This window comes from Pseudomonas sp. GW821-FHT07F05, assembly GCF_059418765.1.
This window is the reverse complement of sequence record NZ_JBWKQL010000024.1, coordinates 1-25,008: the sequence shown is the minus strand read 5'-3', so window position 1 is coordinate 25,008 and position 25,008 is coordinate 1. Positions and strand designations below refer to the sequence as shown.

The 25,008-nt window shown below is 62.2% G+C and carries 22 protein-coding genes; 9 read left to right on the top strand and 13 right to left on the bottom strand.

The window, feature by feature from the left end:
* The first annotated feature begins 184 nt into the window (after positions 1-184).
* The 4 genes from AC07RO_RS26805 (at position 185) to AC07RO_RS26790 (ending at position 4,408) form a co-directional block, all read left to right on the top strand.
* Positions 185-1,291, top strand: a complete 1,107-nt coding sequence (locus tag AC07RO_RS26805; RefSeq protein ID WP_463583590.1) for a Gfo/Idh/MocA family protein — start codon at positions 185-187, stop codon at positions 1,289-1,291.
* Between the two features lie 253 nt (positions 1,292-1,544).
* Positions 1,545-3,128, top strand: a complete 1,584-nt coding sequence (locus AC07RO_RS26800) for an aldehyde dehydrogenase (NADP(+)) (protein ID WP_133770368.1) — start codon at positions 1,545-1,547, stop codon at positions 3,126-3,128.
* Between the two features lie 292 nt (positions 3,129-3,420).
* Entirely contained in the window at positions 3,421-3,999 is a 579-nt protein-coding gene (locus AC07RO_RS26795) for a DUF1349 domain-containing protein (RefSeq protein WP_282373127.1), read from the top strand.
* A 67-nt stretch (positions 4,000-4,066) separates the two neighbouring features.
* Entirely contained in the window at positions 4,067-4,408 is a 342-nt protein-coding gene (locus AC07RO_RS26790; RefSeq protein WP_495087525.1) for an FKBP-type peptidyl-prolyl cis-trans isomerase, read from the top strand.
* Positions 4,409-4,708: 300 nt separating this feature from the next.
* On the opposite strand, the gene AC07RO_RS26785 is transcribed toward AC07RO_RS26790, so the two are convergent.
* From AC07RO_RS26785 to AC07RO_RS26735, 11 genes are all read right to left on the bottom strand, one after another.
* Positions 4,709-7,084: a response regulator gene (locus AC07RO_RS26785; protein ID WP_282373123.1), complete on the bottom strand. Its 2,376-nt coding sequence runs from the start codon at positions 7,082-7,084 to the stop codon at positions 4,709-4,711.
* A 67-nt stretch (positions 7,085-7,151) separates the two neighbouring features.
* Positions 7,152-7,613: a response regulator gene (locus AC07RO_RS26780; protein ID WP_192172045.1), complete on the bottom strand. Its 462-nt coding sequence runs from the start codon at positions 7,611-7,613 to the stop codon at positions 7,152-7,154.
* Positions 7,614-7,632: 19 nt separating this feature from the next.
* Positions 7,633-9,891: an ATP-binding protein gene (locus AC07RO_RS26775; RefSeq protein ID WP_346626259.1), complete on the bottom strand. Its 2,259-nt coding sequence runs from the start codon at positions 9,889-9,891 to the stop codon at positions 7,633-7,635.
* A 157-nt stretch (positions 9,892-10,048) separates the two neighbouring features.
* Complete coding sequence (locus AC07RO_RS26770) at positions 10,049-11,989, bottom strand: response regulator (RefSeq protein ID WP_346626260.1); 1,941 nt, start codon at positions 11,987-11,989, stop codon at positions 10,049-10,051.
* Positions 11,979-12,872 carry a sensor histidine kinase gene (locus AC07RO_RS26765; protein ID WP_495087524.1) on the bottom strand — a complete coding sequence of 298 codons (894 nt, stop codon included), beginning with the start codon at positions 12,870-12,872 and terminating at the stop codon, positions 11,979-11,981. Before AC07RO_RS26765 ends, AC07RO_RS26770 begins: the two co-directional genes overlap by 11 nt.
* A complete protein-coding gene (locus tag AC07RO_RS26760; RefSeq protein ID WP_495087523.1) occupies positions 12,865-13,902 on the bottom strand; it encodes an ATP-binding protein in 1,038 nt (345 codons plus the stop codon). The genes AC07RO_RS26765 and AC07RO_RS26760 overlap by 8 nt, the downstream gene beginning before the upstream one ends.
* Positions 13,893-14,297, bottom strand: coding sequence for an anti-sigma regulatory factor (locus tag AC07RO_RS26755; protein ID WP_192172050.1), 405 nt, complete (start codon positions 14,295-14,297; stop codon positions 13,893-13,895). The genes AC07RO_RS26760 and AC07RO_RS26755 overlap by 10 nt, the downstream gene beginning before the upstream one ends.
* Positions 14,294-14,656, bottom strand: coding sequence for an STAS domain-containing protein (locus AC07RO_RS26750; RefSeq protein WP_192172051.1), 363 nt, complete (start codon positions 14,654-14,656; stop codon positions 14,294-14,296). The genes AC07RO_RS26755 and AC07RO_RS26750 overlap by 4 nt, the downstream gene beginning before the upstream one ends.
* Before the next feature lie 4 nt (positions 14,657-14,660).
* Positions 14,661-15,512, bottom strand: coding sequence for an STAS domain-containing protein (locus AC07RO_RS26745; RefSeq protein WP_192172052.1), 852 nt, complete (start codon positions 15,510-15,512; stop codon positions 14,661-14,663).
* A 267-nt stretch (positions 15,513-15,779) separates the two neighbouring features.
* Positions 15,780-16,259, bottom strand: coding sequence for a hypothetical protein (locus tag AC07RO_RS26740; RefSeq protein ID WP_192172290.1), 480 nt, complete (start codon positions 16,257-16,259; stop codon positions 15,780-15,782).
* A gap of 156 nt (positions 16,260-16,415) precedes the next feature.
* Positions 16,416-17,537, bottom strand: coding sequence for a DUF1615 domain-containing protein (locus AC07RO_RS26735; protein ID WP_495087522.1), 1,122 nt, complete (start codon positions 17,535-17,537; stop codon positions 16,416-16,418).
* Positions 17,538-17,719: 182 nt separating this feature from the next.
* Between AC07RO_RS26735 and AC07RO_RS26730 the strand changes: the two genes are divergently transcribed.
* The 5 genes from AC07RO_RS26730 to AC07RO_RS26710 all read left to right on the top strand — a co-directional run bounded on the left by AC07RO_RS26730 (position 17,720) and on the right by AC07RO_RS26710 (position 22,302).
* Entirely contained in the window at positions 17,720-18,262 is a 543-nt protein-coding gene (locus tag AC07RO_RS26730; RefSeq protein ID WP_495087521.1) for a cysteine hydrolase family protein, read from the top strand.
* 14 nt (positions 18,263-18,276) lie between these two features.
* Positions 18,277-19,230 carry a 2-hydroxyacid dehydrogenase gene (locus AC07RO_RS26725; protein WP_495087520.1) on the top strand — a complete coding sequence of 318 codons (954 nt, stop codon included), beginning with the start codon at positions 18,277-18,279 and terminating at the stop codon, positions 19,228-19,230.
* Between the two features lie 231 nt (positions 19,231-19,461).
* Positions 19,462-20,106, top strand: a complete 645-nt coding sequence (locus tag AC07RO_RS26720) for an HAD family hydrolase (protein WP_346626264.1) — start codon at positions 19,462-19,464, stop codon at positions 20,104-20,106.
* A gap of 82 nt (positions 20,107-20,188) precedes the next feature.
* Positions 20,189-21,409, top strand: coding sequence for a putative DNA modification/repair radical SAM protein (locus AC07RO_RS26715; RefSeq protein WP_192172057.1), 1,221 nt, complete (start codon positions 20,189-20,191; stop codon positions 21,407-21,409).
* On the top strand, positions 21,406-22,302 hold the full coding sequence (locus AC07RO_RS26710; RefSeq protein ID WP_282373536.1) for a TIGR03915 family putative DNA repair protein: 897 nt from the start codon (positions 21,406-21,408) through the stop codon (positions 22,300-22,302). Before AC07RO_RS26715 ends, AC07RO_RS26710 begins: the two co-directional genes overlap by 4 nt.
* Before the next feature lie 33 nt (positions 22,303-22,335).
* Here AC07RO_RS26710 and AC07RO_RS26705 read toward each other — a convergent pair whose 3' ends face one another.
* Together AC07RO_RS26705 and AC07RO_RS26700 are read right to left on the bottom strand one after the other, a co-directional pair.
* Positions 22,336-23,403: an alpha/beta hydrolase family protein gene (locus tag AC07RO_RS26705; protein ID WP_192172059.1), complete on the bottom strand. Its 1,068-nt coding sequence runs from the start codon at positions 23,401-23,403 to the stop codon at positions 22,336-22,338.
* 400 nt (positions 23,404-23,803) lie between these two features.
* Entirely contained in the window at positions 23,804-24,409 is a 606-nt protein-coding gene (locus tag AC07RO_RS26700) for an FMN-dependent NADH-azoreductase (RefSeq protein WP_346626266.1), read from the bottom strand.
* Positions 24,410-25,008: the final 599 nt, after the last annotated feature.

Sequence of the window (25,008 nt, the reverse complement as noted above, 5' to 3'; positions counted from 1 at the left end):
GGTTACTTGGGGTGCTTTTCCAAGTAACTCGCCGAAGGCGAAACAGTCTGCCCCCAGGCAGACGCTCTTGATCTTGATCTTGATCTTGGAAAGCGACCCACGATTGGATTGAACTTCTCACCCCGGAACCTGCCGACTACAGAGCTGCCGGACACACCGTCCGCTGAGAAATGGAGGCTTATACATGCCAGACGCAAACGGCAAAATCCGCTACGCAGTGGTCGCTGGAGGCTGGATCTCCCAAGGCGCATTCATGCCGGGACTCGAACAAACCGACAACTCCGTCATGACCGCCCTCGTCACCGGCGACCCCATCAAGGCCGACCAACTCGCGGCACTCTACGACCTCAAAAGCTACCACTACGACGAATTCGACACCCTGCTCAACTCCGGCGAAATCGACGCCATCTACCTGGCAACCCCCAACTTCCGCCATCGCGAATTCGCCGTTCCGGCACTCGAAGCCGGCATCCACGTGCTGCTCGAAAAGCCCATGGCCGCCAACGAAGAAGACTGCCTGGCCATCGCCGAAGCCGCCAAGCGCTCCGGCGCCAAACTGATGGTCGCCTACCGCCTGCACTTCGAGCCCGGCACCGTCGAAATGGTCCACCGCGTGCGCGCCGGCGACCTCGGCGATCTGCGCCTGTTCACCGCGACCTTCGCTCAGACCACCGACCCGGCCAACCACCGCATGCAGAGCGGCTTCGACGCAGGTCCCGTTGCCGACATGGGCCCGTACCCGATCAACGCCGTGCGCAACCTGTTTGCCGCCGAACCGATTGAAGTTCACGCCGTCGGCATCAAGACGCCGGGCCGCGAAATCAACACCTTCGACACGGTCAACGTCACACTGCGCTTTGCCGAAGAACGCTTGGCCACTTTCACCGTGAGCTACAGCCTGCCGTCCACCGAGCGTTTCCAGCTGATTGGCACCAAGGGTGAGTTTGAAGCCTCGCCCTGCTTCGGTTTCGGCGAAGGCGTGGCGATCGGTTACCGGGCGATCATCGACGGCAAGACTACCGAGCATACCCACCCGGTGGTCGACCAGTTCGGCGGCGAGACCCAGTACTTCTCCGACTGCATCCTGCAGGACCGCGAGCCGGAGCCGGACGGCGACGAAGGCTGGCGCGACGTGCGGGTGGTCGAGGCCATCGAACGCGCGTTGACCACCGGCCAGCCGCAGAAGCTCGAGCCCCTGCCGGAACGCCCGGGCATCAGCATCGAGCAAGCCCGTCGCCTGCCGCTGGCCAAGGTGCCCGAGTACATCAACACGGACGAGCCGAACGCCTGATCGACTTATGGGTCGGGTATGACTACCTGACGCATGTTGATCACCGCTCAATGCCCGGCTATTTTGATGGCCGGGCCTTGCTCAGCTCCCCTCACGGCTGCGCGCCTTGCAGCTGAAAAAATGCAGTTGTATGATGACTGTCGACTTTGCGATGAGCCGCTGAGCTTGTCGCCGCTACGCTTCAAACGATTTCGAATTCCTCCATCAGGCTAAACGCCTGATCGATTCGCCCCAAAAATAACAGGAGAAGCAGATGCCTACCGTTCTCGGTCAGAACTTCATCGGCGGCGCCCGCAGTGGCCTCGGCGAAGCACGCCATAAAAGCCTCGACGCCACCACTGGCGAAGCACTGCCCTACACCTTCCATCAGGCCACCGACGCGGAAATCGACGCCGCTGCCTCGGCCGCCAAAGACGCCTTTCTTGAATTCCGCCAGTTGAGCCCGGCCCGTCGCGCCGAGTTCCTTGATGCCATCGCTGACGAACTCGACGCCCTGGGCGATGACTTCGTGGCCCTCGTTTGCCAGGAAACCGCGCTGCCGGCCGGTCGTATCCAGGGCGAGCGTGGCCGTACTTCCGGCCAGATGCGCCTGTTCGCCAAAGTCCTGCGTCGCGGCGACTTCCTGGGCGCGCGTATCGATCAAGCCCTGCCGGATCGCAAGCCGCTGCCACGTGTCGACCTGCGCCAGCAGCGCATCGGCGTGGGCCCGGTGGCCGTGTTCGGCGCCAGCAACTTCCCGCTGGCCTTTTCCACCGCCGGCGGCGACACCGCTTCGGCACTCGCCGCCGGTTGCCCGGTTGTGGTGAAAGCCCACAGCGGCCACATGGCGACGGCTGATCTGGTGGGTAACGCTATCGTTCGCGCCGCCGAAAAAACCGGCATGCCAAAAGGCGTGTTCAACATGATCTTCGGCAGCGGCGTCGGCGAAGGCCTGGTCAAGCACCCGGCCATTCAAGCGGTCGGCTTCACTGGTTCGCTGCACGGCGGCAATGCCCTGTGCAAACTGGCGTCCGAGCGTCCGCAGCCGATTCCGGTCTTCGCCGAAATGTCGAGCATCAACCCGGTGGTCCTGCTGCCAGGCGCGCTGACGGCTCGCGGCACTGCCATCGCTGGCGAACTCGCCGCTTCCGTGGTCATGGGCGCAGGTCAGTTCTGCACCAACCCGGGTGTGGTGATCGGCATTCGCTCCCCTGCCCTGACCGCGTTCACCGAGCAGCTGACCGAGCACATGGGCGGTCAGCCACCTCAAACCATGCTCAACGAAGGCGGCCTGCGCAGCTACAGCAAAGGCGTCGAGAAGTTGCTGGCGCACAAGAGCGTCACGCACCTGGCCGGCAAGCCGCAGGAAGGCAAGCAGGCCCAGGCTCAGCTGTTCAAGGCCGACGTCAGCATGTTGCTGAACGGCGACGAATTGCTGCAGGAAGAAGTATTCGGCCCGACCACGCTGCTGATCGAAGTGGCAGACGACGCGGAACTGAAAGCCGCACTGCTGGCCCTGCGCGGCCAGTTGACCGCTACGCTGATCGGCGAAACCGCCGACTTGCAGAAGTACCAGTGGCTGGTGCCGGTGCTGGAAGAGAAAGTCGGCCGCATCCTGGTCAACGGCTACCCAACCGGTGTTGAGGTGTCCGATGCCATGGTTCACGGCGGTCCTTACCCGGCGACCTCCGATGCGCGCGGTACGTCGGTGGGCACCCTGGCGATCGACCGTTTCCTGCGCCCGGTCTGCTACCAGAACTACCCGGACAGTCTGCTGCCGGCGGCGCTGCAAAACGCCAACCCGCTGGGCCTCAAGCGCCTGGTGAATGGCGAGTGGAGCACTGACGTCATCGCATGATGAAGGGGCCTGATTCGTCAGGTCCGATTCGTCAGACCTGACTCCTCAGAGCCACGAAAAACGGCGCGACCCTGTAAAGGGCCGCGCCGTTTTTTTTCCTGATGACACGTCTGGAGCGTTGCCGGCGAGCCCTCGGCGGTGGCTGTTCCTGGTCTCACTTGCGCCGATAACCGAGGGGCGGCGATCATGCGTTCGATTCAGTCCTTCACTTCTGGATCCAGCTATTAACGAAGGAGCTAGCGTGGTGGATAAAAAACAGGTTGAAGTGGGCATTCAGAACGCTGAAGCGTCAATTTGGCGGACTGCCAAATGGCTGAACAAGCCGAGCCATTGCCAAAGCATCGCTGAACATACGTTAGAAATTGTGACTGACTTTCAAACCGATTTCTGGCGTGAAACCCATTACGGGTTCATTCGAGACAGCGGACATTTCCTGGGGTTTGAGACCACTGGTGGCTTTACCGCTCAAGTCAGAGTGAATGCCGATTTTCGCGAGCTCTATGACCAGGCGGGGATGATGGTCAGGCTCAATGAGGAGACCTGGTTGAAGGCAGGAATCGAATATAACGATGGAATGCCAATGATCAGTAGCGTGCTGACACGCGGCACGTCGGATTGGGCACCCTGCAGCTTTTCTGGCGACCCAACCGATTTCTGGCTTCGTGTGACCGTTTCCGATGGAGTGCTGCGCCTGCAATACTCCACCGACGGAATGACCTGGCCGCTGCTTAGACTTGCTCCCTTTCCAGACGCGGACCGCTACACGGTGGGTCCTATGTGCTGCACACCGGAGCGGCAAGGGTTAAAGGTGAGGTTTTCCGAATGGTCATTGACCCCGCCCCTCGGGCGAGACCTGCACGATTTGACCTAGCCAATCTCCCGGCTGCTTACGCTTGGCCAGCCTGCATCCCGCCTCCTCTCGCTGTGGAAACCTGAACATGAATGAAGAACTGAGCATCGTCGATCTGCAGGAAGGCACCGGCAAGGCCGTCGTCAAAGGCGCGCTGATCACCACCCAATACACCGGCACCCTGGAAGACGGCACCGTGTTTGATTCCTCGTGGGAGCGCGGCAAGCCGTTTCAGTGCGTCATCGGCACCGGTCGGGTGATCAAGGGATGGGACATCGGCCTGATGGGCATGAAGGTCGGTGGCAAACGCAAGCTGCGGGTGCCTGCGGCGCTGGCATACGGCGAGCGTTCGATGGGCGCGCACATCAAACCCCATTCGAATCTGGTGTTTGAAATTGAGCTGCTGGAAGTGCTGACGCGGGATGATTGAGGGGTGTTTCAGCCGATGGATGTTCAGCGGCCTGTCATAGCCCATTCGCGAGCAAGCTCGCTCCCACAGGGAATGGCGGCGTACCCAAAATCCCGGCAGAACCAAGAGCCGTGCGGGTGTGCGCAATCGGGAGCAGGACCGGTTTTAGCCGTGAAGAGGCCAGCGTGTACGCCATCAACCTCGCGGTGTGGCAACCGACGCCTTCCCGGCTAAAGCCGGTCCTACAATGGGAGCCCGTCGCAGGCCCTGCAGATGAGTGCAATCCCGGTGGGAGAGGCTTCAGCCCGCGGAATTCCGGACCTACGCCTGCATCAACACCCGGGCCAGTTTCTTCGCCAGTTCCTCTTCCTTGTACGGCTTCTGCACGATCAGCTTCGGGTCGACGTCGAGGATGTCGATGTCGGCGAAGCCGGTGATGAACATGATCGGCAGCTGCGGGTGGTCGCGGCGGACGATTTCCGCCAGCTCGCCACCGGTCATGTTAGGCATGGCGAAGTCGGTCAGCAGCAGTTCGATGCCGGGGTCGAGCTTCTTCAGCGCTTCGTCGCCGCTGTCCGCTTCGACCACCGAATACCCCAGCGAGACCAGCATCATCGCCGTCACCGAGCGTACGTCCGGGTCGTCGTCAACCAGCAGAATCGTGCGGTGCTTGGTGTCCGCATCGGCGCGGCCGGGCATGTCGGAGGCGCTGACCACCGGGACCGCCGTGCGCGCCACACTGGGCAGATACACCCGCAGCGTGGTGCCGGCGTTTTCGGCGGTGTCGATGCTCACGCCGCCACCGGACTGCTTGGCGAAGCCGAACACCTGCGCCAGACCCAACCCCGAGCCCTTGCCCACCGCCTTGGTGGTGAAGAACGGTTCGAAGGCCTTGGCCAGGACTTCCGCGCTCATGCCGCAGCCGGAGTCACTCACCGACAACACCACATACGCGCCGGGCTCCGGATCTTCCTGCCGTAACGGCAGGCGATAAACCATCTCGTTCCAGGTGCTCAAGCGCAGTTCCCCGCCCTGGGGCATAGCGTCCCGGGCGTTGATCGCCAGGTTGAGGATGATCATCTCGGTCTGCGTCGGGTCCACCAACGCGCTCCACAGGTCCTCGGCGAGTTCGGTTTCCACCCAAACGCTGCCGCCCAATGCTCGACCCAGCAGTTCGCGCATGCCGTCAATCGTGTCGTTGAGGTTCAGCGCAACGGGCTCCAGGCGCTGGCGACGGGAGAACGACAGCAGCTGACTGGTGAGCTTGGCGCCCCGCTCGCCCGCTTCGCGGATGTTCTGCAGGCGCTGCGGCGACTTGGTGAACACGCCTTTTTCCAGATCCCGGCTGAGGAAGTTCGCGCTGGTCAGGATCACCGTCAGCAGGTTGTTGAAGTCGTGGGCGACGCCGGCGGTCAACTGGCCGACGACTTCGAGCCGCTGCATCTGCTGCAAGGCAGCCTCGACGCGTTCGCGCTCCTTGATCTGATCGCGCAGACGCTTGTTGGTCGCCGCCAGTTCGTCCACCACCGCCCGCTCGCCGGTGATGTCGCGGACCGCGGCGTACATCAGCCCGTCGTCCGGCACGATGGTCCACGACAGCCAGCGAAAGCCACCATCGGCATGGCGCATGCGGTTGACGAAGCGCGTGGTCACGTGGCCGTCGGCAATGCTGGCGGTCTCGCGCAACGTGGCGGCAAGATCATCCGGATGGATGAATTCGCTCAACCGCTGCTGGCCGACCTCATCCCGACCCCATCCCAGGGTCGCCTCCCACGCCGGGTTGAGGGCGATTGGCGTCATGTCGAAATGCAATACACCCAGCAGCTCCCGGGACAGCTCCCAGGTGCGGTCACGCTCGCGGGTTCGCTGAACCACGCGTTCGCCGAGAATTTCATTGAGCTGAAGCAGCGCCTGGGTGGCATTTTTGCGTTCGGTGATGTCCTGCATGACGCCGGTAAAGCGCACGCACTGGCCGTCTTCGAACAGAGAGCGGCCATTGGCGAAGACCCAGCGCTCCTCGCCCTCATCGGTAATCAGGCGGTGCTCGATCTGGAACGAGGTGTCCACCGTCAGCGCGGCCATGACCTTGCTGTGCAACTGATCGCGGTCGTCCGGATGGCAGAGCAGGAACATGAGGGCGAGGGTAACGTGGGCGTCGGCTTCAACGCCGTAAAGCGTTTTACAGCGCTCGTCCCACAGCAGCGTGTCGGTGCGCGGATCGTAGGTCCAGACGCCCATGTCGGCCGCTTCGATCGCCAGATGCGCACGCACTTCCGCGACTTGCAGCGTCTTCTCGGCGTACAGGCGCTTTTCCCGCTCCTGCACTTCGGACACCGCGCGCACCACCGCCTTGGGCAGCATTTTCATGTTCTGCTTGAGGACGTAGTCAATGGCGCCCATGCGCATCATCTCGACGGCATGCTGCTCGCCGAAGATCCCCGAGAGAAAGATGAACGGCGTCTTCGGGGCCAGCCGCAACGCGCTATTGAGCACGTCGGCTCCTGACGAGCCCGGCAACAGATAATCGCTGAGAATGAGGTCGAAACGTGCGGCCGTCAGCTCACGTTCGACGTCCTGGTGGTTGTAGACCAGCGTAGCGTCGACCTTCAGCCCACTGTTTTCGAGGGTGAGGAGAATCAGCTCCGCATCGAGCGAACTGTCTTCGACCAAAAGCAATTTAAGCTGCGATAACGACATGGATAAAAGTCATTGTTCCAGTAGGGGCTTGCGCGAATGCGTTGACGCAGGCCAGCAAGCGCCGGATTCAGGAGCCCGGGCGACGGGCGAGTCGCAGGGAACCCGGCGGTGGCTCGTTCAGGACTGCCCAGAACACGCCAAGATCCGAGATCGCCGAGACGAATTCCTTGAATTCGACCGGCTTGACCACGTAAGCGTTCACACCCAGCGAGTAGGCGCGGTCCAAATCGGGTTCTTCGCGGGAAGACGTGAGCATCACGACGGGAATGCTGCGCAGTTCCTCGGTTTCGCGGATGACCTTGAGCACTTCAAGGCCGTCGACTTTTGGCAGTTTCAGGTCCAGCAGCATCACCGCCGGATTGCCCACCACGCGATCGTGATGGTGGTTGCGGCGCAGCAGGTAATCAAGGGCTTCTGCACCGTCACGCAACACAATAACTTCGTTGGCCAACTGGCTACGTTCCAGAGCGACAAGGGTCAGCTCGAGATCGTTCGGATTGTCTTCCACCAGAAGAATGGGTTTAAGCACTGGGCGTCTCCTTCGACACTCAAAGAGTTACGGTCAAACCGCGCTTGGGCAGCGCAAAATAAAAAGTGGCGCCATGGCCCAACTGGCTGTGCGCCCACACAGTGCCGTCATGGCGTTCGATGATCCGTCGGACACTTGCCAGGCCAATGCCGGTGCCTTCGAATTCCTCCATGCGGTGCAGGCGCTGGAACACACCGAACAGCTTGCTGGCGTAGGCCATGTCGAAGCCGACGCCGTTATCGCGGATGAACACCACGACCTTGCCGTCTTCCTCGTAACTCCCCACCTCGATCACTGCCGGGTCCTGGTTGCGGGTGTACTTGATCGCGTTGGACAACAGGTTGCGCATCGCCAAATGCAGGAACGCCGCATCGGCAATGACCACGGGCAGTGGACCGGTGACCTTCCACTCCAGCGCGCGGCCTTCGTAATCAGGCAGCATTTCCCGGCGAATCGACTCGACCATCGCATTCAGGTCCACGTCGGAGAAACGCATCGCGGAGCGACCCATCTGCGAGAAGCTCAGCAGGTTGTCGACCAGCGTACCGGCGAATCGTGCCGAATCACTGATGTTTTCCAGGAAGCGTACGCCTCGGTCAGACAGCTTGCTGCCTTCGATGTCATTCAACAGCTCGGCGTACCCGGCAATGTGGCGCAACGGCGCGCGCAAGTCGTGGGAGACGCTGTAGGAAAACGCTTCTAGCTCTTTGTTGGATTTCTTCAATTCATCGGCCAGTGCGGCCATTTCTTCAGCCTTGCGCAGGACGATGCCGAGCACGGCCGCTCGCAGCTCGATCACCGCTTCGCAATCCATGTCGTCCCACGGTCGGGAGAACCCGCGCACGGTCTGCTGCCACAGGGCGAAGCTGTGACGCGGGTTCAGCGAGCCACTCGGGCTGACACTTTTTTCCGGTTTGCCTGCCCAGTTGACCACGCGAGCCTGCTCGGGCCGGAACCAGATGATGAAGTTGGAATGCAGCTCGGAGATCGCCGTCGCCAGCACGCCGCTGACCGAGGTGGCCAGCACGGGCAGCTCGGGAATGTCGCGGCTGATGTTGTCGGAGCGGAAGACCTCGTGGGGATCACGGCCGCTCAGCCACTCGGCAAGCTTGACGATCTGCTCGCGCTCGGGGGTTTCGCCGTAGACATCGACGCTGGCGCCGGAAATCACCGCCGCGCCGCTGGCACCGACAAAACCCAGCAACACCTCGGGCATCGCGCGCAGGCCGCCGGTCACGCTGTCGAGGTCTGCCATGGCCGCGAGCATCTGCACGATTTGTCGGCGCAGGCTGAGCATGCGCTGGTTGGCGGCATGGGCTTCCTTGCTCTCGATCTGCAGGGACAAGACGCTGCCCAGCAGTTCACAGGCGGTCCGGGTCTGGAAGCTGACCCGGCGCGGCGTCGCGTGGTGGCAGGAAATCAGGCCCCACAACCGCCCGCGCACCACGATGGAGATCGACATCGAGGCCATCGTCTGCATGTTGCGCATGTACTGCAGATGCACCGGCGACACGCTGCGCAACGTGGCGAACGTCAAGTCCAGCGGTGCGCCGGTCAGGGGATTGTTGGCGGGTAACAGCGGCGATGGCTGGTAGTTGGCGTTTTCAATGACGCGAATACGGTTGGCCAGATACAGCGCCCGGGCCTGCGCAGGCACGTCAGACGCCGGGAAGCTAAGGCCGAGCAGGCTTTCATAGTCGTCATCTGCCGCTTCGGCATTGACCAGGCCGTTTCCATCGACATCGAAGTGGTAGGCCTTGACCCGACCGAAGCCGGTGATGCGCTTGACCTCGGAGACCGATCGCTGACACAGCGCTTCGATGCTTTCGTCTACGGTCATCTGGCTGATGAACCCGCGCATCAGCGGGTAAACATTGCCGTAGGCGCCGGTCATGTCACCGGCCGGCTCGAACTCGGCGATCAGGACCTGATCGTGACGATGAACCATCATGGTCATTGGGCGAGCCGTGCTGGAACCTGAGAGGAACCGCACATCACCGATGTGGAACGGGTTCTGTTCTTCTTCAGGCAGCGCTTGCAGCCGTTGGAGCAGCCGCTCGGGCTCGGCGAACACGCGGGTGAGGGTGGCGCCGATCAACGACTGAGGCTCCAGCCCGAGCCAGTCGCTGACATTGGCACTGACTTGAATGATGGTCGAAGCCGCTTCGTCGATGACCAGCAGAAAGCCGTGGGGCTGAATGCTGCCGGGGATCTGGATCGGTTCACGCGCGCAATGCTCAATCGCGCCCTGAAGGCCGTCGTCGTCGCTAAGGGTCAAGGTCTCGCTCCTTCACCGTCAACGTTTGGGCAAACGGCGTCGGTAATATGTGCCGGAAAGGAGGCACGGATGGGGATGCCACACACGGTAACAAAAACCGACCGGCTCAAATACTCCGAACTGACTGATTCACGAGAAAAAAACCATTCATTCGCATTCAGCTGTCGACCATGGCCCTCACTTTCGACAGAAATTCCACCAACTGGAAGGGTTTGAGAATCATGTCCATCCGTTCGCCCAAAAAGTCCTGACGATTGAGCGCGTTCTCGGCGTAGCCGGTCATGAACAGCACCGGCAGGTCGGGACGCCAGCTTCGGCCTCGCTGGGCGACCTCGCGGCCATTCATCTCGGGCATGCCGACGTCGGTGAGCAACAGGTCGATAGTGCCGTCGTGCTCAAGGCAGGACAGCGCCGTGCCGACATCGGCAACCGGGGTGCAGCGATAACCGGCATCGGTGAGGATTTCATTGACGAACATGCGCACCGAGGCCGTGTCTTCAACGATCAGTACGTGCTCCCCTGCCCCCTGCGCGACGACGGCGGCAGGCTGCTGCGGCTCGACGCGCTGCTCGTCCGCCGCCGGCAGCAGCAGCGTAACCTCGGTGCCGTGGCCGACAACGCTGCGAATCTGCACGTCGCCACCCGACTGGCGGGCGAAACCATAGATCGTCGACAGGCCCAGGCCGGTGCCCTGGCCGATGGGCTTGGTGGTGAAGAACGGGTCGAACACTTTATCGATCAGATGGTGCTCGATGCCGACGCCGTCATCGCGCACGGTCAGGGCAATGTACGCGCCGTCCGCCATGCGGGAATGACCTTGGGAATAGGTCTCGAAGGTACTGATCCAGATGTTTCCGCCCGCGGGCAACGCGTCACGGGCGTTGATCACCAGATTCAGCACGGCGCTTTCGAGCTGGCCGGCGTCGACCATCGCCACGGCGCTGCGCGACGTCAGCTCAAGGGTCAGGCAGATACCTTTGCCGATGGTGCGGCCCAGCAGGTCTTCAAGGGAGCGCACGTACTGATTGACGTCCGCAGCGCGGGTGTCGAGGGGCTGCTGGCGAGCAAAGGCCAGCAGACGATGGGTCAATGCCGACGCGCTTTTCGCCGACGCCAATGCGGCATCGGCGTAGGTCATGACTTTTTCGGTGCGACCGTCTTCGGTGCGCTTCTTGATCAGCTCAAGCCCGGTGACGATGCCCGTCAAGAGGTTGTTGAAGTCGTGGGCGATGCCGCCGGTGAGCTTGCCGATGGCGTCCATTTTCTGCGCCTGCAGCAACTGCTCTTCGGTCCGGGCGCGCTCGGCGACTTCGTGGGCGAGCCGGCTGTTGACCGAGTCCAGCTGCTGCAGATGCGACTGTTCGCGGCGGCGGTGCTCGGTGACGTCTTCGATGAAGACCAGGCTCATGCCGCTGACCCGATACGGCGACACCTGCCATTCGGTTTCGCGCAGCTCGCCCTTGACCCGCATGCTCAGCGTGCCCATCCAGCGCTCGCCCGCTTCCAGCGCTTCACGCAGCCCGTCCAGCGCCGAGCCCTGGTCTTCGCTGAAGCTGCGCAGCACCGAATTGTCGCCAGCGGCCTGCCCCAGCAACTGGGCAAAGGCGTGGTTGGCTTCGTGGACTTTCAGATGGCCGTCCATCACCGCAATCGGCGCCGAGACGTTGGCGAAAATTTCGCGAAAGCGCTCTTCGCTGTCGCGCAACGCGTATTCAGTATCCCGCACCCGCAGCAGTGTGCGCAGGGTGGCGAGCAGCACGTCGGGGTCGACCGGGTGCACCAGATACGCGTCCGCGCCGGCTTCAAGGCCGGTCACGATGTCGCCGGTCTGGATCGAGGCCGCAGAGACGTGGACCACCGGCAACAGCGCCGTGCGGGGCGCAGCGCGCAACTGCCGAACGATGTCGAAGCCGCTCATGTCCGGCAGGTTGACGTCGAGAATCAGCGCGTCGGGGATCCGCTCGGCGATCAGCGCAAGGCCTTCGGTGCCGGTGCCGGCTTCCGATACCACAAAGCCCTGGCGCTCCATGCGCCGACGTAGGGCGTAGCGGGTCGCGGTGTTGTCATCAACGATCAGCAGCCGGGTTTCAGGCTTCATCCGCAGGCTCCTGGGCCAGTGCCAACGGGATCACCACATAAAACGTCGAGCCGACACCGGGCTCGCTGTCCACGCCCACGTGGCCACCGAGCAATTCGGCGAAGCGTTTGCACAGGGACAAACCCAGCCCCGTCCCGCGCAGGCGTTTTTGCAGCGGCGAGTCGACCTGAATGAAATCTTCGAACAGCGCGCCGTGGAGCTCCTGAGGAATACCGATGCCGGTGTCGGTCACCGCAAAGCGAATCGAGTCCTCGGACTCCAGCCGCGCCGACACCCGTACTTCGCCGCGCTGGGTGAATTTCAGGGAGTTGGAAATGAAGTTGCGCAGGATCTGCCCGAGCTTCTGGTCATCGGTGTAGAGCCTCGGCAGACCCGCGGGCTCTTCGAAGATGAGGTCCACGGCCGAGGTGTCGACGATAGGCCGGAACATCCCGCGCAGCGCCGAAAACAGATCGAACATGTCAAACCACGCCGGCGAGATGGAAATGCGGCCCGCTTCGATCTTCGCCAGGTCGAGCAGGTCATCGACCATGTCGCTCAATTCCCGCGCGGCGTTACTGACAAAGGCGACCTGCTTGTGCTGTTCCGGGCTCAACGTGCCGTCCAGCTCGTCGGACAGCAGGCTGGCGATACTCAGGATCGAACCCAGCGGCGTGCGGAACTCATGGCTCATGTAGGCCAGAAAACGGCTTTTCAGGTCAGACGCCTGGCGCAGCTGCTCGGCCTGCATGTCGAGCTCGCCGTACAGGGCAAGTACGCCCTGGTTCGTCTCGTCGAGCTCGGCGCGAAGGGCTGCCGCTTCGGCTCGCACGCGCTGGAGCTCGAGTTCGGTCGCCAGTGCGGGGGAGCCCTCGAGCGTCTCGCGGGCAGTGTTGTCAGTCATCGAGCGTCTCCAGAGCCATCACCAATACCGTTACGTCGTCCCTGCCCCGGCAATAATCGCGGTGTAACACCGCTGCAATGATCGCCGGGTGTCGGTACATCAGACCCGGATAGTCGCGAAGATTCCAACGCGATTGCAGGCCGTCGCTGAACATGATCAGCAACTGACCGGTGCAGTCGGCGTAGTCAATCGGCGGAATCTTCCGGTATTGCAGGCCGACAATGCCCGGGTGCGAGGGTATGCCCCGGGTTTTGTCGTCGCCGATCAGCGTCGCGCCGATATTGCCGATGCCGATAAAGCGCAGCTTGCCCGACGCGCCATCAAACAGCGCCAGGGCAGCCGCGCCGCCCCGGCTGCCGCGCATGTCGAAGTGCAGGTCTTCCAGCAGCACGCCAGGATCAGCGAAGGGATTTCTCATGAACGCCCGGGCACCGGCCATCCCGGCCTCTTCCGCCTCAGGGCCATGGCCCAGGCCGTCGATCATCATGATCGCCACCTGTTGGCCCTTGACCGCAACTTCCCACACATCGCCACAGGCCGGGTCATCGTGCAGCGACTGCTGCGTGATGCCCAAGCGCAGGTCCTTCACCACGCTTTTGCGCGGAAAGAAACGCGCCAGAAGCGCGCTGCCGCGAGCGTCGCTGTGCACGTCGAACACTTGCGCCTGACGCAGAATCGACCCCAGGCCGATGCCCTGGGTGCCACGGCTGGAAAAGCCGTCGGCCATGCAGTTCTGCACGTCGAACCCCTTGCCCCGGTCGATGGCAATGATTTCGACGCCCGGCACCGTAGACGATGCGTCGCCGGAGACATCGCCGGGCAGCACACGCACGTGCAATTGGCCGCTCTGCGCGTGCTTGAGAATGTTGCTCGCCAGCTCCGTGGTGACCAGCGCAACGCGGCCGCAGTCGGCCTCGTCGAAGCCGGCCTGTTCGGCGAGCTTTTGCGCGGTGCGTCGGGCGTGGCCGACCTGACTGATGTCCTCGATCGGCAACACCTGAGTCAAGTGGCTGTGCAGGCTCACGTCCATTTGCAGATCGTCACACGGGTGCCTGCGCCGGGCGCGGTGTCCAGCTCGAAGTCGTCCACCAGCCGCTTGGCACCGGTCAGGCCAAGGCCCAGACCGCCGCCGGAGGTCCAGCCGTCGGTCATCGCCAGCTTCAGGTCGGGAATCCCCGGACCTTCGTCGCGAAAGGTCAGGCTCAGGCCAACGCGCACGCCGTCCTCGATGATCTGCCAGTCCATGTCACCGCCGCCGCCATAGACCATGGTGTTGCGCGCCAGCTCGCTGACCGCTGTCACCAGTTTGGTCAGGTCGATCAGGCGCATGCCGCATTCCTGGGCCAGCTTGCGAGTGGTCTGGCGGGCGAGCACGACATCCTGCTCGATGCGAATGGGTTGAGTGCCGCTGCTGCGCACGCTCATTGGGAATAGGCTCTCTCGCGCAGCAGTTTCATGCCGCGCTCGACGTTCAGCGCAGTGCTGACGCCCGGCAGGGTCATGCCCAGTTCGACCAGGGTGATGGCGACAGCAGGCTGCATGCCCACCAGCACGGTTTCGGCGTCCATGATCCGCGACAGGCCGGAAATCATGCCGATCATCCGGCCAATGAACGAATCGACCATGTCCAGCGCGGAGATGTCGATGAGCACGCCACGGGCCGAGGTGCGGCTGATGCGTTCGGACAGGTCGTCCTGCAGCGTCATCGCCAGTTGGTCATGCATGTCCACCTGGATAGTGACGAGCAGAAAATCGCCCATCTGCAGAATCGGGATGCGCTCCATGGGCTCATACCGCCTTGGTAATGGTGACGCCGAGACGGCGCAGGGCCAGTGCCAGCGCGTCGGCGAGGTTGGCTTTGGTGACGACGCCTTGCAGGTCCAGACCCAGGTGCACGATGGTCTGGGCAATCTGCGGACGTACACCGCTGATGATGCAATCGGCGCCCATCAGGCGAATCGCCGTGACGGTCTTGAGCAAGTGCTGGGCCACCAGGGTGTCGACGGTCGGCACACCGGTGATGTCGATGATCGCGATTTCCGCGCCGGTGTCGACGATGCGCTGCAACAGCGATTCCATGACCACTTGGGTGCGCTGCGAATCCAGCGTGCCGATCATCGGCAACGCCAGAACGCCGTCCCACAGTTTCACCACGGGGGTGGACAGCTCGAGCAGCTCTTCCTGCTGACGCTTGATCACCGCCTCGCGGGACTTCTGATAGGTGCGAATGGTGTGCAGGCCGAGGCCGTCGAGCAGTTCGGAGATCTGCATCACTTGCTCGGCAACCAGCGCGGGCTGGTCGGCGAAGTCGCGCTGCAGTTGTGTGAACAACGGGCCCTTGAGGGCGAAGATGAAGCTGGCGGTCTGCTGGGAATCCTGACCGGCCAGCGCACGCTGGCTGGAGAGTTTTTCCAGGAAGTGGCGAACGTCATCCCACTCGGTGGTGGTGATGTTGACCGAGCCACCCTTCTCAAGGGTCGACGTCAGCAGGCGCAGGAAGTCGGTAACTTGCTGGCGGATCTCTTCGGTTTTGAGATTGCGGGTCGCGCCGCTGGCTTCCAGGTCGGCGTGCCACTGAACGGCAAGCTGGGATTCCGAGCGCTTGAGCGCGTCAACGGTGATTTGTTGCAATGCTGCCATGAGGGTGGCTCCAGTGAGTGCACGTCGAGAGTTAGAGTTGGTCGACTTGAGCGGGCCTGTGAAATATGGGGAATGGTCAAAAAAACAGCACGGAACGTTGAGCGGCAAGTTGTTGCAAGGCGCGGACCAACAGGCTGTCTGGCTAACGGGTTTGCAGGCGCTGCAACGGGCGTGAACCGGGCAGACGAAATACGCCTGCCGTGACTTGGTGTCAAGGTAACATCAGTCCGTTTTCGCTGTTTCTTTATCAGCGCGAGCGTCACGGACTTAAAACACGCTGTCGACCACTTGAACATAGATCGAAAACGCCCCCAGCAAAAACCAGAACACGGTGAACAACCACGGCGTGCGCATGGAGAACATCAGCGATTTACGATAGCCCTTCTCGCTGGATTCGTGCTCGCTGAACAGGGGCGAGTCGTCGTAGGCGAGCCCCATGGCCGGCTGGCTGCTGAGCAGCTGGGCCTGCTTGAAATGCCAGTGATCGATGATTTCGTAAGCGGCGCGGATGCCGGGCCAGGCGTGCATGGAGCTGATCAGCCCGAGCAGTGTCAGGAATGGCGGCACCACCAGCGTGAACATCTTGCCCCACTCGGGATTGAGATTAGCCATCGACGAGGCGAAGGCGATCACCAGAAACGATTGCGCGGACAAATAGGCGTTGGTGCGGTTGGAGAGGATGGCCGTCTCGTACTGGATTTCCTTGCGGTAGAAGTCCAGCCGGTCTTTCGGCGATCCGAACAGCATGGCGTCAGCGACCTGAGCATCCGCAGCCTGCTCTTCGGCCACCGGGTTGCTGCTGGTGATGATGATCGGTGTTTCGATGTCACGGCTCACAAGGGTGCCTCCTGCAAATTGAATGTGGGACCGGCTTTAGCCGGGAAGCTTTTGACAATCACGCCCTCACTTCAATGACCCGGACGCCCGCGCCATGCAGCGAACCCGCCGCTCTTCCACCCGCTGGGCGAACCAGGCCGTGGTCAGCTTGCGGGTGATCTTCGGACTTTCCAGCACGATGCCCGGCAGAATCGCCCTCGGCAGCGGCTTGCCGGCGGCCTTGTCGGCCATGGCGAAAATCTTCGCGTACAGCTCGGTGTCTTCGAAGGCCAGGGTTTCGCCCTTCTCCAGCTGGCTGCGGATGGTCGTGTTGCGCATGTCCAGCTGCGGGTAGAGGCTGCGAACCGCCAGTTCGGTCTGCCCCAGCGCCGGGCCGAAACCGTAGCTGATCAGGTCGCCATCCAGCGCCAGACGTTTGCCGGACACCCGCGCCACAGCGCTCTGGAATGCCGCATTGCGGCTGGCGTACCAGCCGGCGTTGAAGTCGGCGAAGCGGTACAGCGGCCTGTCATAGCTGACCGGATAACCCAGCAGGTGGGCGATGCCGAAGTACATGCCGCCGCGACGGCTGAACACTTCATGGCGAATAGAACCCTCCACCGGATACGGATAATCCCGGGCCTGGCGCTCGGCAAATTCGATGCTGACCTGCATGGGCCCGGCGGTGTGCACGGGGTTGAAATTGCCGAACAGGGTACGACCCAGCGGCACCATGCCGATGAAGTCATCGAAGATCGCGCTCAGGTCTTTTTCCGTGCGGGCGGCGCTGAGGCGTTCGTTGAAGGTCTTGCCGGTCGAGGAGCGGATGTCCAGTGCGCTGCGCACCAGCAGGTTGGGGATGTGCGCCTTGCTGGCGCGACGGTCGATTTCATCCTGGGCGATCTTGCCCATGCCGGGGACGGCCGGGTCGACCTGGAAATTGGATTCCTGCTCGGTCACGGCCAGCACGGAACAGAGGTTTTCAACGCTGGGGTTGATGTGCTGCGCCTCGAATGCCCGCTGAATGTCCTGGGCCCAGCCCTGGCGGTCGGCGACAGTGGCAGGCAACAACCGCACGATTTCACTGCGCACCACCGAGGGTTCCGGCGCGGGTTCCTGGCTGCGCTGCGAACTGCAACCGGCAAGGACCGCCAACAGCATCAGGCTGGCTAGGGCATGGAGGTGGCGGCTGATTCCTTTCACGGGCATGACTTCTCGCTGGTTACTCAAACGGGGTGGCGGGCTATGGACAGCGGGGAGCGCTGCTGATTCAAACAGGGCTGGATACGGCCCTACAAAAAGCATCGCGTTCAACCTGTGAAGCGGGAGTGGCCCTACGCTCGGGCAGGCATTACTCTGACCCACCCTACCCATTCAACAAGGAAGCCCGAATGTCCACCACAGCGCTCATCGTAGTCGATATCCAGAACGACTACTTTCCCGGCGGCAAATGGCCCCTCGCAGGCGCCGATGCCGCCGCCGACAACGCCGCCAAGGTGATTCAGGCCGCTCGGGACGCCGGGGATCTGGTCGTGTTCATCCGCCATGAATCAGGCGCCGACGCCCCCTTCTTCACCCCTGGCTCCGATGGCGCAAAGCTGCACCCCAAAGTCCTGAACCTCGAAAGCGAAACGGTGGTGCTCAAGCATTTCCCCAACTCGTTCCGCGAAACCGGGCTGCAAGCGCTGCTCAAAGACAAAGGCATCGAGAACCTGGTCATCATCGGTTCCATGAGCCACATGTGCATCGACGCCACCACCCGTGCGGCGGCGGACCTCGGTTACACCGTCAAAGTCATCCACGACGCCTGCGCCAGCCGCGACCTGCAATTCGAAGGCAGCGTAGTGCCTGCCGCCCAGGTTCACGCCGCATTCATGTCAGCGTTGGGCTTTGCCTATGCCGAGGTGCTGAGCACCGACACCTATCTGGCCTGACGAAGGAGAACACAATGAGTGACAAGAAAGCCGACATTCTGGTCTGGGGCCCGATGCATGCCTCGCTGATGCAAAATCTCGAGCGCGATTACAGCGTGCACAAACTCGCCGACATCAACGACATCGACACCTGGGCCAGTCAGCACGGGGCCAAGGTGCGCGGCGTCGTCACCAGCGGCGTGTTCGGCACCGACAACGCCATTCTCGATCGCCTGCCGAATCTGGAAGTGGTCAACAGCTTCGGCGTCGGCTATGACGCGGTCGACACTCAGTACCTGGCGCGCCGTGGCATCAAACTGAGCAACACCCCCGACGTGCTCAACAACGCCGTCGCCGAAACCGCCATGGCGCTGATGCTCGGCGTATCCCGGCGCATCAGCGAAGCAGAGCGCTTCGTGCGGGCCGGCCAGTGGCCCAACGGCAAATTCCCCCTGGGCAACGACCTGTGCGGCAAGACCTGCGGCATCGTCGGTCTGGGCAAGATCGGCAAGACCATCGCCAAACGCGCTGCTGCGTTCGAAATGAACATCGCCTACTTCCGCCGTGGCCGGGCCTATGAAGATGTGTCCTACCAGCACTACGACAACCTTCAGCACCTGGCGCAGGACTCGGACTACCTGATTGTCATCGTCCCCGGTGGCCCGGACACCCAGCACCTGATCGACGCCGAAGTGCTTAGGGCGCTCGGACCCAAGTCTTTTCTGATCAACGTCGCTCGCGGCAGCGTTGTCGACGAGAAGGCCCTGGTGGCCTCGCTGCTGGCCTCGGAAATCGCCGGCGCCGGCCTCGACGTGTTCGAAGACGAACCCAATGTGCCAGCCGAGCTGTTGAAGCTGGACAATGTGGTGCTGACCCCGCACATCGGCTCGGGGACCTACGAAACGCGCCAGGCCATGGCCGATCTGGTGTTCGCCAACGTCAATGGTCATTTCGAGAAAGGGACGCTGGTCACGCCGGTCGAGCTGTAACCGGCGCTTCATGTGCAGGCCTGACGATCAAGCCGTTGGCCTGCTCGCACTACTGTTCAAAGGCCTGCACTGCCGTAGGGTGGACTGAACGGGCCGTACCGTAAGTCACTGCCCGAACATCGATGCCAACTTTTCGGGATAATGCCGGTCGAACAGCCCCTACCCGGATTCCAGACATCTGCACATGCATTCCGATCAAGCAACCTGATCGAGAAAGAAGGAGAACCCTGTTTGAATATTGCCGGCGTCATTTTTGACTGCGACGGAACCCTGGTTGACAGCGAACGGCTCGCCGCCGGCTTGCTGCGCGACATCCTCAACAAACACCAGGTGTTGCTGACCGTTGACGAAGTGCTGCAACGCTTTCGTGGCGTGCAGTTTGCGCTGTGCCTCGAAGGCCTGTGCCGCGACTATCCGTGGCTGCCCAGCGACGACATCGAAACCGAATTCCGCGCGCGCACCCTGCCGCTGCTGCGGGAACGGCTGGAAGAAATGCCCGGCGCGGTCGAGTTCGTGCGCAACCTGTCGCTGCCTAAATGTGTCGCCTCCAACGGCCCGCGCAGCAAGATCGAAACCTGTCTGAGCACCGTCGGCCTGCTGGACGTGTTCCATGGCCTGATCGTCAGTGCCTATGAAGTGCAGTCGTGGAAACCGTCCCCGATACTGATCGAACACGCTGCAGAATTGCTGGGCCTGCCGCCGACTCAGTGCCTGCTGGTGGAAGACAGCATACCGGGCGTCGAGGCCGGGCTGGGTGCCGGTGCGCAGGTGGCGGGCTATGGCGACACGGATTTCTCGGCCTTCATGGGGAATGCCAACTTCCATCGCGTCAAAGATTTTGGTGAATTGAAGGAATTGGTACAGCGCATCAGTTGATCGACCGGCCATCCATCCGATCGGCCCTTGTTCATCCCCGGACAACTCGATACTGTACATAAAAACAGTATCGAGAAAATCCATGCAGCTGATCGACAAGCTGAGCATCCTCGCCGACGCGGCCAAGTACGACGCTTCCTGCGCCAGCAGTGCCGCACCCAAGCGCAGTTCCGAGGGCAAATCCGGCCTCGGATCGAGCACCGGCATGGGCATCTGCCACAGTTACACCCCTGACGGGCGCTGTGTCTCGCTGCTGAAAATCCTCCTCACCAACTTCTGTCTGTACGATTGCCAGTACTGCGTCAATCGCCGGTCCAGCGACGTGCCCCGCGCACGCTTCAGCCCCGAAGAAGTGGTCACGCTGACCATGGATTTCTACCGCCGCAACTGCGTCAGCGGTTTGTTTCTCAGCTCCGGGATTATCCGCTCGGCGGACTACACCATGGAACAGCTGATTCGCGTGGCCAAACTGCTGCGTGAAGACCACGAGTTCCGTGGCTACATCCACCTGAAGACCATCCCCGAAGCCGATCCCGCGCTGATCGAAGAGGCCGGCCGCTACGCCGATCGCCTGAGCGTCAACATCGAGCTGCCGACCCAGCTGGGCCTGCAGACCCTCGCGCCGGAAAAGGAAATGGGCTCGATCAAGCAGGCCATGCAGACGATCTACACTGGCCAGCAAACCATTCTCAACGAGCCGCGGGCGCCAAAATTTACGCCGGCCGGGCAAAGCACGCAGATGATTGTCGGTGCCGACGAAACCGATGACAGCACCATCCTGCACACCGCTGAATCGCTGTACGGCGACTTCCGCCTCAAGCGCGTCTACTACTCGGCGTTCAGCCCGATTCCCAACAGCCCGAAAAGCGTGCCCCACGCCGCGCCGCCGTTGATGCGCGAGCACAGGCTGTATCAGGCCGACTTCCTGCTGCGCAGCTATGGCTACAGCGCCAACGAACTGCTGCAAGGCCCGGGGCATCTGGCCCTGGACATCGACCCGAAACTGGCCTGGGCGCTTGAGCACCGCGACATCTTCCCGCTGGACCTCAACCGCGCGGAGCCGGCGATGATCGCGCGGATCCCCGGCATTGGCATCCGCACCACCAAGCGTCTGGTCGAGTTGCGCCGCCAGCGCCGCATTCGCTATGAAGACCTGACCCGTCTGCGCTGCGTGCTGGCCAAGGCCAAGCCGTTCATCATCACCAGCGACTACCATCCGCGTCAGGCCGAGAGTTCAAGCATCGATCTGCGCGAGCAACTGCGGGACAAACCGCAGCCGCAACAAATGGCGCTGTGGGGATGATCATTCTTGATTGCGCCGACTCATTCGACACCTGGCGGCAGCAGGCGCGCTGGCTGATGAGCCATCAGATCAACCCGGACCAAGTGAGCTGGAGCGTGCAGCAGGACGCCGACCTGTTCGCCAGCGACACCGATTACCCCGACGAACCCGGTCCGTTCCGCGCGCGTATTCCCCTGGAATTGCTGGAGCTGCTGCAAAACGCGGCGCAATTCTGCGGCGACCAGCGCTGGACGCTGCTGTATGAAGTGTTATGGCGCGTGAGCCACGGTGATCGCACGGCCATGCTGGCCGGCGACAAACTGGGCAGCGAACTGCACCGGCGCCTGAAACAGGTCAGCCGTGAAGCCCATCATCTGCATGCATTCTTGCGCTTCGTAGCGCTGCCGGTGATCGAAAATGCCGAAGACGTCGCGGCCAAGGCGGCGTTGCTGGAGATGACCTGCCTGCCGGAATACGTCGCCTGGCACGAGCCCGCCCACGATATTCTGCGCACTGCCAGCGAGCATTTCATCGGGCGCATGGGTCGTCATCGCTGGATGATCGCGACGCCCAAGGACGGCGTGTTCTATGACGGCAAACAGCTGATTCACCAGCCTGTGTGCCCAGAGGCGTGGCAGTCGCTGGCGCGCAATGCCGACGATCCACACGGCAATCTCTGGCTGACCTACTACAGCCACATCTTCAATCCGGCGCGGCTCAATCCGAAAGTCATGCAGGGCCATCTGCCAGCGCGGTTCTGGAAGAATCTGCCGGAAGGGCCGCTGATTCCGGCGTTGATCAGCGAGGCACGTACCGGCGGGCAGCGTGATGGTCAGGCGCGGGAGATTGCCGAGCGACGCGGCAAAGTGATTCGTGGCAAACCTACGCCCTCACCCGCGGCGGACGCCCAGTAGGCAGCTCGGGTGGGCTCAGGTTCTCGATGAGCCTTACTGATCCAGGGTGTTGGCGGGTTCGAACTCGCGATGTGCCGCGGTCTGCATCCCGGCGGTGCTGGTTGGCGAGCCCAGAGCGGTGCCGAAAAAGCGCACGGCTTCCGTGCTCAGGTCGCGGTGAATGCTTTCGCGATTGACGCCAATGGCGTCGGTGCACAGCCCGGGCTGGGTGGCGCGTTGCTCGTCATCACAGGGCGCCATGAACACAAAGTGCCCTGCCCCGGCGAACAGTTTGAAATCCGAGACATCGGGCAGCTTGCGCGCCAGCGCTTCGGCGTTCTTGTCGATGGCGAGCAGTTCGTCGCCGTCGCCGCTGTACAGCAACACCGGCACGTGCACATCCGCCAGGGTCTGGCGACCGAACATCAATCCCAGCGGCGCCATCAACATCAACGCGCCAACCCGGGGATCGGCCTGGGCGTGCAGGTCATCACGGTCCGCCACCAGTTCGCCCTGGGTCTTGCAGGCATCCCGGTCCTGGGGGCGCTCGGTGCAGTAATGGCGCAGACGCTGCAGATCAGGCTGGGCACCGGCGAGAATCAACGCCGTTTCGCCACCCGCCGAATAACCGATCACCCCGACCCGGCGCGCGCTGATGTACGGCGACAGCATCGGGTCGATCAATGCGGCACTGATGGCTTCGGATATTTGCAGCGGGCGGCCGTAGAGATTACTCAGGCTGCCCAGACGGCTGTGGTCCATGTAGTTGTCGCCCGGATGGAACACCGCCACGACGACAAACCCCTTGCGCGCCAAGGATGTCGCCAGATCATGTTGCGCCAGCGGCGTGCCGGTGTTGCCGTGGGACAGCATCAGTAACGGGAAACGGCCCATCGCAATGGTCGCGTCTTCCGACGCCTCAATCGGATAACCCTGAACGCGGGTGACGTGCTCATCGTCGGTGGAGGGGTAAAAGGCGTAGGCGTGCATGGGCCGGGAATCCAGCGGATCGAGAAACGTCAGCTCGTGAAAGCCCACGCTCCAGCTCTGCAGCTCACTGGCCTGCACCGAAATCAGGCTGCCCAGCAGGCTGATCATCATCACTGCACAAAGACGCATCATTGCAATGCCCCTCACCTTATCAACCCATGCCTGGCCATTCAGACGCTCAAGGGCCAAAGCCCCGCGAAAACGGCGTCTGTCGCTATCTGACCCGTGGGGTTCGATAACATTCCGAAACGTTTGAGGATCAATGGTGCACAAGGCGGGCCAAGCTCGATGAATTGAAGACGTCGGCCGCCGTTTGACGCAGAACCGACCGGATGGGCCGGCATTCTACGGTGCTTCGAAGAGGTTACGCGCAAAGAAGTCATAAAGGCTGTCGCCGGGCTGAACGTGCGGCCGCAAAACGACGAAAGCCCCGTCAACAGACGGCGTGCAGGCCGGTGATGACAGGGCTTTCGGGTGGCGCTTTTTTATCGCTTCGAGCCCCTTCGCGGGAACGCTCGCGATCCAGTGGGGCTTAAGCGAACAGCGTTTCGCTGATGGTCTTCTGCGCGGCAGCCATGGCAGCGGCACGGGGCTCGTCGCCATAAGCCAGACCTTCGGCGACGACAAAGTGCAGGTCGGTGACGCCAATGAAACCGAACACCACCTTGAGCAGGTCGTCATGGCCGGCACCGCTCGGCAGCCCCTGATGCAGACCACCCGTGGTCGACACGACGATCACTTTCTTACCCTTGCACAGCCCTTCCGGACCGGCTTCGGTGTAGCGGAAGGTGCGACCGGCCACACAGATGCGGTCAATCCACGCCTTCAACTGGCTCGGGATGCTGAAGTTGTACATCGGCGCACCGATGACCACCACGTCAGACGACAGAAACTCTTCCAGCGTCGCTTCGTTGGTTTCCACTTCCAGCCTCTGCGCCGCGTCACGCCCTTCCACCGGCGTACCGGCAGCGGCCAGCGTGGCGCCGGAGAAATGATTGAGTGGCTCATTCGCCAGATCGCGGTAAACCACCTGAGTATCAGGGGTGATAGCGGTAAAAGACTGAACGACACTGCGGCTCAACTGACGCGAAGCGGAGTGATCGCCGAGGATGCTGGAATCGATGTGCAAGAGTTTCATAAAGTGCTTCCCAAGGTGAGAATCGCCGCCTGGCGATCAAGTGGCGTCATCCTACCCTGTGAGGCAATGCGTGATTAGAGGGTGCAAACGCGATAGATCGTCCCGCTCGCAGGACAATCAAAAATGTGCGATCGATGTTGGTTCGAGGCATCTGCGGAAAATCCCGACATGGATAGCGTTCACACCGGCCCCTTCCCGGCTAAAGCCGGTCCCACTAACAGCAGCGCGTTCAGTCAGTAGATCCGGATTTTGCCGGGAATGGACGCAGAGCATCCCAGGATGCATACCCACGCAGAGCGTGGGCACGATCATAAATTGATGGCGCCTACACCGGCCCCTTCCCGGCTAAAGCCGGTCCCACTAACAGCAGCGCGTTGAGTCAGTGGCACCAGCTCCGACTGTAGGACCGGCTTCAGCCGGGAAGCTTTTAATCTGCCCCTGATCTGCTTTTGATCTTCGTACATAGAAGGTCCAGACACCGCCAATCGCGACTTGGGTGCAGGCTGAACGCAGGTCTCGCGCAGTGGGCCGAGCGGCATGGATGCCGCGAGAGCCGCCCCCCGCCATGGATGGCGGATGGCGGCGGGCCCACGGAGCGG